10 protein-coding genes are annotated in these 11,995 nt (G+C 57.4%); 6 read left to right on the plus strand and 4 right to left on the minus strand.

Annotated elements, in window-relative coordinates:
• Nucleotides 1-370: 370 nt before the first annotated feature.
• Both I6L46_RS06125 and ubiG read right to left on the minus strand, forming a co-directional pair.
• Nucleotides 371-1,066 (minus strand): HAD family hydrolase, encoded by a 696-nt coding sequence (locus tag I6L46_RS06125; protein ID WP_216977656.1) that lies wholly within the window; start codon nt 1,064-1,066, stop codon nt 371-373.
• Nucleotides 1,066-1,782, minus strand: a complete 717-nt coding sequence (gene ubiG, locus I6L46_RS06130; RefSeq protein ID WP_005352120.1) for a bifunctional 2-polyprenyl-6-hydroxyphenol methylase/3-demethylubiquinol 3-O-methyltransferase UbiG — start codon at nt 1,780-1,782, stop codon at nt 1,066-1,068. Before ubiG ends, I6L46_RS06125 begins: the two co-directional genes overlap by 1 nt.
• 198 nt (nt 1,783-1,980) lie before the next feature.
• Between ubiG and gyrA the strand changes: the two genes are divergently transcribed.
• A complete protein-coding gene (gene gyrA, locus I6L46_RS06135; protein ID WP_101531355.1) occupies nt 1,981-4,728 on the plus strand; it encodes a DNA topoisomerase (ATP-hydrolyzing) subunit A in 2,748 nt (915 codons plus the stop codon).
• Nucleotides 4,729-4,835: 107 nt separating this feature from the next.
• Here the strand turns inward: gyrA and I6L46_RS06140 are convergent, their stop codons facing one another.
• Nucleotides 4,836-6,233 (minus strand): alpha-amylase family protein, encoded by a 1,398-nt coding sequence (locus I6L46_RS06140; protein ID WP_254203138.1) that lies wholly within the window; start codon nt 6,231-6,233, stop codon nt 4,836-4,838.
• A 576-nt stretch (nt 6,234-6,809) separates the two neighbouring features.
• Nucleotides 6,810-7,865, minus strand: a complete 1,056-nt coding sequence (locus I6L46_RS06145; RefSeq protein ID WP_216977657.1) for a PA0069 family radical SAM protein — start codon at nt 7,863-7,865, stop codon at nt 6,810-6,812.
• 173 nt (nt 7,866-8,038) lie between these two features.
• Here I6L46_RS06145 and I6L46_RS06150 point away from each other — a divergent pair, with 173 nt between their 5' ends.
• The 5 genes from I6L46_RS06150 (at nt 8,039) to rplT (ending at nt 11,995) form a co-directional block, all read left to right on the plus strand.
• Nucleotides 8,039-8,626 (plus strand): tetratricopeptide repeat protein, encoded by a 588-nt coding sequence (locus I6L46_RS06150; RefSeq protein WP_201946549.1) that lies wholly within the window; start codon nt 8,039-8,041, stop codon nt 8,624-8,626.
• A 232-nt stretch (nt 8,627-8,858) separates the two neighbouring features.
• A complete protein-coding gene (gene thrS / locus I6L46_RS06155) occupies nt 8,859-10,787 on the plus strand; it encodes a threonine--tRNA ligase (protein ID WP_216977658.1) in 1,929 nt (642 codons plus the stop codon).
• Between the two features lie 21 nt (nt 10,788-10,808).
• Nucleotides 10,809-11,339: a translation initiation factor IF-3 gene (gene infC / locus I6L46_RS06160; protein WP_234923365.1), complete on the plus strand. Its 531-nt coding sequence runs from the start codon at nt 10,809-10,811 to the stop codon at nt 11,337-11,339.
• A gap of 86 nt (nt 11,340-11,425) precedes the next feature.
• A complete protein-coding gene (rpmI, locus tag I6L46_RS06165) occupies nt 11,426-11,623 on the plus strand; it encodes a 50S ribosomal protein L35 (protein ID WP_005300673.1) in 198 nt (65 codons plus the stop codon).
• 15 nt (nt 11,624-11,638) lie between these two features.
• The gene (gene rplT / locus I6L46_RS06170; protein WP_005300683.1) at nt 11,639-11,995 is read left to right on the plus strand and encodes a 50S ribosomal protein L20; all 357 of its coding nucleotides are present in this window, start codon (nt 11,639-11,641) and stop codon (nt 11,993-11,995) included.

An 11,995-nucleotide genomic window follows, 5' to 3' on the forward strand; every position in this document is an offset into this window, starting at 1 on the left:
GCTCCGCTAAAAGCAAGTCTCCCGATCGAAGATGGAAAATTTAAATAACTTTTTTTGCTTGCGAAACGGGGGGCTTTTTACTAGCAAACGGCGGCTGATTATCCCTTATGCAACAAGGGTCAAAAGCTGTCCAGTTGTCGCAGCCGCGGGTTCAGCGTGGCAAGGGCTTTGCATCAGATGACGGTGGTTTGTGGCCGCTTTTTGACGGCTGTTAGCTTGTCAAATGGGTATCCAACAGGCAGAAAGCTGCCTTTATTATCCATGAATAGACGAGTGGTGGTGGCGCAGGAGGCAGGAGCGTAAAGGAAAGATGCAAGGGGCGGAGAGTCTCTTCGCCCCGTTATCGCATATCAGCCGGTAAGGCTGCGCGTTACGCCTTGGCCGTCAACTCATAGCGCAGCCAGTGGTGCAGGGCTTGCACGGTATCAAAGTGCAGATCGGCGCCCCACTGGGCGGGATCTTCCTCATCATTGAGATAGCCCCAGCCAGCGACCGCGGTGCGCATGCCGGCGTTGCGGCCCGCTTCGATGTCCCGTACATGATCCCCCACATAGAGGCAGTGAGCTGCTTCGACCCCCAGCTTCTCACAGGCAAAGAATATGGGGGCGGGGTCGGGCTTGCGTACCGGCAGGGTATCGGCACTGACAGTGACGCCGCAGCTGGCAAGCTCTGGCAGGGCTGCCAGCAGTGGCTCGGTGAGAAAGCCCGGCTTGTTGGTGACGATGCCCCAGGGGAGCAGTTTCTCGTCGAGCCACTCGATAAGATCCACCATTCCCTCATAGGGACGGGTACCGACGCAGAGATTGGCCGCGTAGTAGTCGAGCAGGGCATTGCGCAGGCGCGTGGCCCCCAGCTCTTCAAGCAGTTCATCGCCGAGGCCCGCTTTCAGCAGCCCGAGCGCTCCGTGGGAGGTGGTCTGACGAATGATGTCGTCAGAGAGCGGCGCAAAGCCTTCGCTGATCAGCACGTGGTTGACGGCGGCACCCAGATCCGGGGCTGTGTCGAGCAGGGTGCCATCCAGATCGAACAGCACACCGCGCAGGGGAAGAGGGCGAGAGGCGCTCATCAACCGTGCTCCGGGCGGACAAACTCCACCATATAGTTGACATCGACATTCTTGCCGAGCTTGAACTGGTTGGTGAGGGGGGCGTAGTGGACGCCGCTCATGTCCCGCACCAGCAGGCCAGCTGCTTCCCCCATGCGACACAGTTCGGCCGGGGTGATGAATTTTTTGTGATCGTGGGTACCCTTGGGCACCATCTTCATCAGGTATTCGGCCCCGATGATCATCATCAGATAGGATTTGGGGTTGCGGTTGATGGTGGAGACGAACACCCGGCCGCCCGGGCGCACCAGGGTAGCGATGGCGCGCAGCACGGAGGCGGGGTCCGGCACATGCTCCAGCATCTCCATGCAGGTGACCACGTCATACTGGCCCGGCACTTCGGCAGCATGGGCTTCGGCAGTGATCTGGCGGTACTCGAGCTCGACACCCTGCTCAAGGGCGTGCAGGCGGGCGACGCCGAGGGGCTCCTTGCCCATATCGATGCCGGTGACCTTGGCACCACGGCGGGCCATGCTCTCGGAGAGAATACCGCCACCACATCCGATATCGAGAATGCGCTTGCCAAACAGACCGCCACTTTTGTCGGTGATCCAGTCAAGGCGTACCGGATTGATTTGATGCAGGGGTTTGAATTCACCTTCCATGTCCCACCAGCGGGAGGCGATGGCTTCAAACTTGGCGATTTCTGTCAGATCGACATTGGCATCACTGTTCATTTTTCGAAGATCCTGTGGCAGGGCGCCCGCTTCTGAGTCATGGGCGCAATCTATTGTCCTGGCGGGCATTATAACGGACGGACTTTGTCACACCAGCCCGATCTGATCCCCGATTTGTGGCTTAAGGTATTTGGCTCAGTGTGTTACCATGTCGCGCTGTTTAAGCCAAAGAACAACTAATTAGGGATAAGGCTTTCTATGAGCGATCTGGCCAGAGAGATCACGCCGGTCAACATCGAAGAAGAGCTCAAGAGTTCCTATCTTGATTACGCCATGAGCGTGATCGTAGGACGAGCTCTGCCGGATGTGCGTGATGGCTTGAAACCGGTTCACCGCCGCGTTCTGTTTGCTATGAACGAGTTGGGGAACGACTGGAACAAGCCCTATAAAAAATCGGCCCGTGTGGTCGGTGACGTAATCGGTAAATATCACCCGCACGGCGATATCGCTGTGTATGACACCATTGTCCGGATGGCGCAGGATTTCTCCATGCGTTACATGCTGGTCGATGGTCAGGGCAACTTCGGTTCAGTCGACGGCGACAGCGCCGCGGCGATGCGTTATACCGAAGTGCGGATGGCCCGCATCTCCCACGAGCTGCTGGCTGATCTGGACAAAGAGACCGTGGACTGGGTGCCGAACTATGACGGCACCGAGATGATCCCGGCGGTCATGCCTACCAAGGTTCCTAACCTGCTGGTCAACGGCTCCTCCGGTATCGCGGTGGGCATGGCGACCAACATTCCGCCTCACAACCTCACCGAGATTGTCAATGGCTGCCTGGCGCTGATCGAAAACGGCGACCTCACCATTGACGAGCTGATGACCTACATCACCGGCCCGGATTTCCCCACCGGCGGCATTATCAACGGTCGTTCCGGCATCGTGCAGGCGTACCGTACCGGTCGTGGCTCCATCTATGTGCGGGCCAAGGCTGAAGTGGAAGTGGACGAGAAGACCAGTCGCGAGACCATCATCGTTCACGAGATCCCCTATCAGGTGAACAAGGCTCGACTGATCGAGAAGATCGCCGAGCTGGTCAAAGAGAAGAAGATCGAGGGCATCAGTGCCCTGCGCGATGAGTCTGACAAAGACGGCATGCGCATCGTTATCGAGATCAAGCGCGGCGAGTCCGGCGAGATTGTGCTGAACAATCTCTACAAGCACACCCAGATGCAGACCACGTTCGGCATCAACATGGTGGCGCTCGATAACAACCAGCCCAAGGTGATGAACCTTAAAGAGATCCTGGATGCGTTCCTGCTGCACCGCCGTGAAGTGGTGACTCGCCGGACCGTGTTCGAACTGCGCAAAGCGCGGGATCGGGCACACATTTTGGAAGGTCTGGCGGTTGCGCTGGCCAACATTGATCCCATCATCGAGCTGATCCGCCACAGCGCGACCCCGGCCGACGCGAAAGCGGGCCTGGTTGCCAAGGGCTGGGAACTCGGCAACGTGGCCGCCATGCTGGAAAAAGCGGGCGACGACGCGGCACGGCCAGAGTGGCTGGAGCCGGAGTTCGGTATCCGTGAAGGCCAATACTTCCTGACCGAACAGCAAGCCCAGGCCATCCTTGACCTGCGTCTGCACAAGCTGACTGGCCTCGAGCACGAGAAGATCCTGGAAGAGTACCAGTCTCTGCTGGATCTGATTGCCGAGTTGCTGCACATCCTGGCGAGCCCGGCTCGTCTGATGGAAGTGATCCGCGATGAACTGCTGTCCGTGCGTGAGCAGTATGGCGACGAGCGTCGCACCGAGATCAGCATGTCCAGTGCCGAGATCAACATCGAAGATCTGATCACCCCGGAAGACGTGGTGGTTACCCTGTCTCACCAGGGCTATGTGAAGTATCAGCCGCTCTCCGACTACGAGGCCCAGCGCCGCGGCGGTCGTGGCAAGTCGGCCACCCGGATCAAGGAAGAGGACTTTGTGGAGCGTCTGCTGGTGGCCAACACCCACGACACCATTCTGTGCTTCTCCACCCGTGGCAAGGTCTACTGGCTCAAGGTTTACCAGCTGCCGGAAGCGTCCCGTGGCGCCCGTGGTCGTCCCATCATCAACCTGCTGCCGCTGGAAGAGGGTGAGCGTATCACCGCTATCCTGCCGGTGAAGGAATATGACGCCGAGAAGTATGTGTTCTTCGCCACCGCCAACGGTACCGTGAAGAAGACCAGCCTCTCTGACTTCAGCCGTCCGCTCTCCTCCGGTATCCGCGCCATCAACCTCAAAGAAGGTGATGAGCTGATCGGGGTGGATATCACCGATGGCAGCAACGAGATCATGCTCTTCTCCGACGCGGGCAAAGTCGTTCGCTTCGCGGAAGGCAGCGGTCGCGCCGATGCGGATGTCAGCGATGACGTTGAAACCGACGACGATGCCGGCAATGACGATGATGGCAGCGACAACGGCGAAGGCACCGAAAGCAAGGGTACCTTCAAGGGTGTGCGTCCCATGGGTCGTACCGCAGCCGGTGTGCGCGGCATCAAACTGGGCGCCGGCGACAAGGTGGTTTCCCTCATCGTTCCGCGCGGCGAAGGTGCCATCCTCACCGCCACCGAGAACGGTTACGGCAAGCGGACTGCGTTGGCCGAATACCCGACCAAGAGCCGTGGTACCCAGGGCGTTATCTCCATCAAGGTGGATGAGCGTAATGGCAAGGTGATCGATGCGATCCAGGTCGAAGATACCGACCAGATCATGCTGATCACCAACGGCGGCACCCTGGTGCGTACCCGTGTTGCCGAGGTGAGCGTCATTGGCCGTAACACCGGCGGTGTCCGTCTGATCCGTACCGGTGAAGACGAGACCGTGGTTGGCCTGCAGCGTATCGCCGAGAGCGACGAAGACGAGAACGACGCTTTGGCCGTTGACGGTGAGGTATCTGAAGGTACCGATACCGCGACCGGCACTGATGCGGTCGATGCTGGGGAAGCGGGCGACGAGTAATCGTCACCTGTTACCCGAGCAACGTCTCTGAGCAAAAAGAGCGACCCTGGTGGTCGCTCTTTTTATTTGTCTGCTTTTTATGACTCTTCGCTGATCTTACGGCTGGATCACTCCTGCAGCCACATTCTGGCGCTGCGAGCAGGAATGGCGACCCGTACCCACTGGCTCTGCACGTTGACTACGGCCCCTTGGTCGAGCACGTCCCGATAGTTGCGATACCAGTTCATCTCGAACCTGGCGGTATCGAGCCAGTACTCCTGCTCATAGTCGCACTTGTTGATGCCGACCAGCCCCTGTTTGCCCCGTTTGAACAGCACGAAACAGTCGCCACTGCCGACCAGCTGCATGGGTTGACCCTGCACCGCATTGTGGAAGCGGATCATCCCCTTGAGATCGGCGCGCTGGTAGTAATCCTGCCAGCGCAGTCCATCCTTGGCCTGGGTCTCGCCGTGATCCGAATAGACCAGTGGCGAGCCACCATCGCGCCCAAGCAGGTAGGCATAGGCCAGCTTCTCGTCAGTCTGGCTTAAGATCTGATAGCGGAAGCCGTCGTTGGTGGGGATGTCGTGGGTCACGGCAAAGGTGACGGCGCGACTGCCCGGTAGCGCCTGACCGTAGGCGCCCGGATCCGCCAGCAGGTTCATGCTGCCGCCATACCCCAGCGCGCCACGCAGGGAGGCAAACAGCGGAAAGTCATAGGCTCCCTGACCGCTACTGTCGAGGTAGGGTTTGAGAAAGCGCTCGTAATCGGTACTGCCAGCACCCCCTGTGGTGATCACCTCGCCAAACACGTGCATCCCCTGTTTGATTTCGGGGGTGAACATGGCATTGATCTGGTAATCGCTCATGTGTTTGACCGCATCGACCCGAAAACCCTTGATCCCCATCCCCTTGAGCGCCTTGAGATAGGCCTGTTGCTGGCTTACCACCCAGTTGTTGGGATCCAGATCCGGCAGCCCCTTGTCACCGGCACCGCCACAGAGACGCCAATACTGGACATGACCCGGATCGCTCCAGTCGCTGATGCACCCTTCGGGATGAAAATCCTGACCGGAGAGGAAGTTTTGCCCCAGATCGCCAAACAGTTTCTGGCGCTCGAAATAGGCCGGGTTGCTGGCGTAGCTTTGCAGCAGCTCGTTGCCGGGATAGTTGAGGTCCTGGCGTTTCCAGCTTTCGTTGGCCATGTGGTTGAGCACCACATCGGCATAGACGGCGATGCCACGCGCCTTCATGGCGGCGATCAGCTGCTCGAGATCCTGCTTGTTGCCAAGGGGGGAGTCGACAAGGCGCAGATCCTGCGGCTGGTAACGGGCCCACCATTCGTTGCCTGATGACTCGAGAGGCGGTGAGATGAGTACCTGTTTGTAACCGGCCGACTTGATAAGGTCGGCTTTGGCCGTCACTTCACTGTACTTCCAGTTGAAGGCGTGCAGTATGACGTCGGCGTGCGCCAAGGGGGCGATCAGCATACCTGCGATCGCCCATATTCCCGCTGTGTGTTTCATTATTGTGTCCCTGTTTTTATAGATGCCTGAATGGGCAAGCCAGCTTTGGCAGGAACAGGATGTGCTGCAATCCACAACCTGCAGATTTGTGACCGCTTTCAGGATGATTTCGCCGAATATGTGAACTGTTTCGGCTTTTCCTCGCCACCGCCAGTTGCCTTTTAACAAGTGATTTTTTTGTCATTTCCCTGTCATTCCCAGCCGCTATCCTGCCGGGCGAGTGGTGCGTTGTTGCCATCACCTTCACCGTCAGGAGCTGCATATGACCAGTTGGATCACGTGGGAAATTTGGTGGAGCCGGGTATGGGGCGAATCAGAGGTGCCGCTGTATGAAGAGGATGAGCACGAAGTGGCTCATGAACCCTCGCGACTGCCGGTTGAAATGGTGCAACAGGGTCGGAATTAGCGCGCAGGCTAAGGCGCTAGCCCTCTCTTTGCCGGGTAGCGCGATCCTGTCGTGACATGGCTACTTCGTTGGAAATTTTTGAAAAGCGGGGTATCCACAGGATGTGTTGCGGCAGGCCTTCCTCTCAACCTCTTGGCACGCCTGATGTGTGAAGGGCGTGAGCAGGGGGATTAGAAGAGCGACAGCTGCTCCCCGGGGCGGATAAACCCATCCTGCTTGAGCTGAATATGGCGTTTACCCAGATTGAGGCGCTTGCTGATAAGGCGAAATCGCTGGGCCAGCAGATCGGCAAAGTGCCCCTCACCGCACATGCGGGTGCCGAAGGCGGTACTGTTGAGCCCGCCACCGCGGCTGGCTCGCAACTGATTCAAAATAGCCTCCTTCTGGCCCGGATAGTGGGTATCGAGCCAGTCCCCAAATAGCGGAGCCAACTCGTGGGGTAACCGCAGCAGGATGTAATCGGCGCAACTGGCGCCAGCCTCGGCGGCCGATTTGATGATCTGCTCCAGCTCAGGTTCATTGAGCCGCGGGATCATGGGGGCGGCCAGTACCCCCACCTGCACGCCAGCGTTGGCCAGCTTCTCGATCACTTTCAAGCGGCCTGCGCCCGTACTGGCGCGGGGCTCCAGCTGTCGCCGCAGGGTTTCGTTCAAGGTCGTCACCGACACCATTACCTGACACAGTCCCTCTCTGGCCAGCTCGGTCAACAGATCGAGGTCGCGCAAGATCATGGCGCTCTTGGTAATGAGCCCGACCGGATGGCGGTGGGCCAGCATCACTTCCAGCAACTGCCGGGTGAGGCGATAGCGCTGCTCGATGGGTTGATAGGGGTCGGTATTGGCGCCAATGAAGATGGTCTGTGGCTGATAGGCAGGTTTGGCAAACTCCCGGCGCAGCAGGTTGGCTGCATTACGTTTGGCAAACAGCTTGCTCTCGAAATCGAGGCCGGGGGAGAGCTCCAGATAGGCATGGCTGGGTCTGGCATAGCAGTAGATGCAGCCGTGTTCGCACCCCTGATAGGGGTTGATGGAGCGACCAAAGGGGACATCCGGCGAGCTGTTGTAGCTGATGATGCTGCGTGCATCGATCTCCCACACCTCGGTGCCAGGCACAGAAGAAGTGAAGGCGGCATCCCAATCGGACGATTGCCAGCCGTCATCGACCGCTTCGACAAGGGGACCGCTAAAACGGTGATCGATATTGAGGGGGCTGCCTCGTCCTGCCATGGTGTGCACCGACACTGTTTATACATACAGTTATTTTGCAGGTGAGCCGGATAAATGACAACAACTGCTGATCGACCGGGTGCAAAAAGGGTTGTCGCAGGGATCTCTTGCTTGATCGCAACGCTACATTTCGTTTACATAGACGAAATGAGAACTGGATCACGGAAATCATCATGAGCCCCACCACTTCCCGCTGGCTGTTTATCGGTCTGCTTGCCCTGGTTATCTGGCGTCTGCTTCCGCTCTCCACCGAGCAGGAGATGGCTGCCGCCAACCGTGCCTGGCGTACCGGTCACTTTGATGAGGCGACCCGGATCTGGTCGCCACTGGCGGCGCAAGGGCAACCTAGGGCGCAAGCCTTGATGGGCTGGAGCCATGAAGTGGGGCAGGGGAGCGAGCAGGATATCCACCAGGCCATCAGCCTCTATCGCCAGTCGGCGCTGGCAGGGGATCCCTTCGGCCAATATCGGCTGGCAGAGCTCTATCTGCGCGGTGTGGGGGTCAAGCGAGATCTGCGCCAAGCCTTTCACTGGATGGATCAGGCTGCCCGTAACGGTGATGTCCCGGCCATGCTGAAAGTCGGCGTCCTTCATCTGATGGGGGTCAGCGGCAGGGTCGATCTGCCTCAGGCGAAGCAGTGGCTCTATCAGGCGGCACAAAAGGGCAACAAGCTGGCGCTTCAGGTGCTGCAAGAGCTGGCGCTGGCCGAGGAGGGGAGCAGTGACTTTGACTTCAACTGGCAATCTCTGCTTGGTGAATAGTCGGCAGGCGACTCATTTGACTGTAGAAAATATCTGCAAATCCGATACAGCACGCCCGACTTCTGGTAGCATGGGGCCGTTTTGGCTTGGTTTGTCATGTTAAACATGTGGTTTACGTGTCAGGCCGTCTTCGCAAAGTGCTGTGGAGAACCAGAACATCACCTTTTTGAATCTCTTTTCCATCCCGCATGTGACCTTTGGTAGGGGTCACCACTGTATAAGGAAACACATAATGCCAATCATTACTCTGCCTGACGGCAGCCAACGTCAATTTGCCCACTCTGTTTCCGTCATGGATGTGGCTGCGGACATCGGTCCCGGTCTCGCCAAGGCGTGCATTGCCGGTCGGGTAAACGGTGAACTGGTGGATGCGTGCGAGCTGATCGAAGCCGATGCAGCGCTGGCCATCATCACCGCCAAAGACGAAGAAGGTCTGGACATCCTGCGCCACTCCTGCGCCCACTTGCTGGGTCATGCTATCAAGCAACTCTGGCCCCAGACCAAGATGGCCATCGGTCCTGTCATCGACAACGGCTTCTACTATGACGTTGATCTTGACCGTACCCTGACCGATGAAGATCTGGCTGCCCTGGAAGAGCGCATGCTGGCGCTGGTAGCCAAGGATTACGACGTCATCAAGAAGAAAGTCTCCTGGCAAGAAGCGCGCGATGTATTCGAGGCGCGCGGCGAGTCTTACAAAGTCGAAATCCTGGATCAGAACATTGCCCGTGATGACCAGCCAGGTCTCTATCATCACGAAGAGTACATCGACATGTGTCGCGGCCCGCACGTGCCCAACATGCGTCACTGCCACCACTTCAAGTTGCTGAAGATGTCCGGCGCCTACTGGCGTGGCGACTCCAACAACAAGATGCTGCAGCGTATCTACGGTACCGCCTGGGCTGACAAGAAGCAGCTCAAGGCCTATCTGCAGCGTCTGGAAGAGGCCGCCAAGCGCGACCACCGCAAGATCGGCAAGCAGCTCGACCTGTATCACATGCAGGAAGAAGCACCCGGTATGGTGTTCTGGCACAACGATGGCTGGACCATCTTCCGTGAGCTGGAAACCTTTATCCGCGGCAAGCTCAAAGAGTACGACTATCAGGAAGTGAAAGGTCCGTTCATGATGGATCGCGTCCTGTGGGAGCGTTCAGGTCACTGGGAGAAGTATGCCCAGGCCATGTTCACTACCCAGTCCGAAAACCGCGAGTACGCCATCAAGCCGATGAACTGCCCGGGTCACGTCCAGATCTTCAACCAGGGTCTGAAGTCCTACCGCGATCTGCCGCTGCGTATGGCCGAGTTTGGCTCCTGCCACCGCAACGAGCCGTCCGGTTCCCTGCACGGTCTGATGCGGGTGCGCGGCTTTACTCAGGATGACGCCCACATCTTCTGTACCGAAGAGCAGATCATGGAAGAGGTCTCCGGCTGTATTCGCATGGTCTATGACGTCTACGGTACCTTTGGCTTCGAGAACATCGTAGTCAAGCTCTCCACTCGTCCCGAGCAGCGTATCGGCTCCGACGAAATGTGGGATCGCGCCGAGAAAGCCCTGGCCGAAGCGCTGGAACTCAACGGTCTGAAGTACGATCTGCAGCCGGGTGAAGGGGCGTTCTACGGTCCCAAAATTGAATTTACCCTGCACGATTGCCTTGATCGTGCGTGGCAATGTGGTACCGTGCAGCTCGACTTTGCCTTGCCTGGTCGTCTGGGTGCCACTTATGTGGGCGAAAACAACGATCGCCACGTACCTGTGATGATCCACCGGGCCATCCTGGGTTCTATCGAGCGCTTCATCGGTATTCTGACTGAAGAGTACGCCGGTCTGTTCCCGACCTGGTTGGCACCGACTCAGGCTGTGGTCATGAATATCACGGACAATCAGGCCGATTATGCGGTGAAAGTAGCCAAAGCATTGAATGATGCGGGCCTTCGCGCAAAAGCGGACTTGAGAAATGAGAAGATTGGCTTTAAAATCCGCGAGCATACTTTGAAGCGAGTACCTTTCATGCTGGTCTGCGGCGATAAAGAACTTGAAGCCGGTAAGATTGCAGTACGGACTCGTAAAGGGGCTGACCTGGGCACTTATCCTGTTGAAGAGTTCATCGCTCTGCTGACCCAGGAAGTTCAGACCCGCGGACAAAAGAAAGTGGAGGAATAAGCTATAAAAGGCGGAAAAAAACTGGGCAAGCAACCGCAAGCCCGCGCTCACCGGATCAATGAAGAGATCCGTCTGAAAGAAGTTCGTTTGGCTGGTCTGGATGGCGAAGCTCTTGGCATCGTATCTATCCAGGAAGCACTGAACTTGGCCGCAGAGGCCGAAGTGGATCTGGTCGAGATCAGTCCGAACGCCGAGCCGCCCGTTTGCCGGATCATGGATTACGGCAAATTCCTCTACGAAAAGAGCAAAACCACCAAAGAACAGAAGAAAAAGCAGAAAGTCGTCCAGGTCAAGGAGATCAAATTCCGTCCTGGTACTGACGAAGGCGACTATCAGGTAAAACTACGCAACCTGGTTCGCTTTCTGGAAGACGGGGACAAGGCTAAGGTCACCCTGCGCTTCCGTGGTCGTGAAATGGCACACCAGGATCTTGGTATCAAGGTTCTTGAGCGCGTCAAGAACGATCTGGAAGAGTTGGCCGTAGTCGAATCGTTCCCGAAAGTCGAAGGCCGTCAAGCTGTGATGGTCCTCGCACCTAAGAAGAAATCTTAAGGCCCACAAGAAATTGACTCATGGGGGTCGCTCCATGAGTAGGTTCGCCTTGCGATTTTGTTGTCACTCACAATGCGGAGTATGAAATGCCGAAGATGAAAACCAACCGGGGCGCCGCAAAGCGCTTCAAGAAGACTGGCTCAGGTCGCTTCAAGTGCAAGCACAACCACCTGCGTCACATCCTGACCAAGAAGAGCAGTAAGCGTAAGCGTCAGCTGGGACCGAAGTTCTTTGTTTCCGCTGCCGACCACAAACGTGTTGTCGCTTGTCTGCCGTACGCATAAGGGGGGATGTGAAAAATGCCAAGAGTTAAACGTGGTGTGACTGCTCGTGCTCGTCACAAGAAAGTAATGAAAGCCGCCAAGGGTTACTACGGCGCCCGTTCCCGTGTTTACCGCGTAGCGGTACAAGCGGTAACCAAAGCTGGTCAGTATGCCTACCGTGACCGTCGCCAGAAAAAGCGTCAGTTCCGTCAGTTGTGGATTGCGCGTATCAACGCTGCAGCCCGTCAGAACGGTCTGTCCTACAGCCGTCTGATCAACGGTCTGAAGAAGGCTTCTATCGAGATCGATCGCAAGATCCTGTCCGATATCGCTGTTCACGACAAGCTGGCTTTCACCGCCCTGGTTGAAAAAGCTAAAGCAGCTCTGGTCTAA

Origin of the sequence: Aeromonas sp. FDAARGOS 1416 (assembly GCF_019048085.1) — a bacterium.
GTDB classification, from domain to species: Bacteria; Pseudomonadota; Gammaproteobacteria; order Enterobacterales; family Aeromonadaceae; genus Aeromonas; species Aeromonas veronii.

Excerpts from the sequence above, each read along its gene's own strand:
- gyrA (WP_101531355.1), top strand. The coding sequence starts at position 1,981 with ATGAGCGATCTGGCCAGAGAGATCACGCCGGTCAACATCGAAGAAGAG.
- I6L46_RS06145 (WP_216977657.1), bottom strand. The coding sequence starts at position 7,865 with ATGGCAGGACGAGGCAGCCCCCTCAATATCGATCACCGTTTTAGCGGT.
- thrS (WP_216977658.1), top strand. The coding sequence starts at position 8,859 with ATGCCAATCATTACTCTGCCTGACGGCAGCCAACGTCAATTTGCCCAC.
- I6L46_RS06150 (WP_201946549.1), top strand. The coding sequence starts at position 8,039 with ATGAGCCCCACCACTTCCCGCTGGCTGTTTATCGGTCTGCTTGCCCTG.
- ubiG (WP_005352120.1), bottom strand. The coding sequence starts at position 1,782 with ATGAACAGTGATGCCAATGTCGATCTGACAGAAATCGCCAAGTTTGAA.
- rpmI (WP_005300673.1), top strand. The coding sequence starts at position 11,426 with ATGCCGAAGATGAAAACCAACCGGGGCGCCGCAAAGCGCTTCAAGAAG.
- rplT (WP_005300683.1), top strand. The coding sequence starts at position 11,639 with ATGCCAAGAGTTAAACGTGGTGTGACTGCTCGTGCTCGTCACAAGAAA.
- I6L46_RS06140 (WP_254203138.1), bottom strand. The coding sequence starts at position 6,233 with ATGAAACACACAGCGGGAATATGGGCGATCGCAGGTATGCTGATCGCC.
- I6L46_RS06125 (WP_216977656.1), bottom strand. The coding sequence starts at position 1,066 with ATGAGCGCCTCTCGCCCTCTTCCCCTGCGCGGTGTGCTGTTCGATCTG.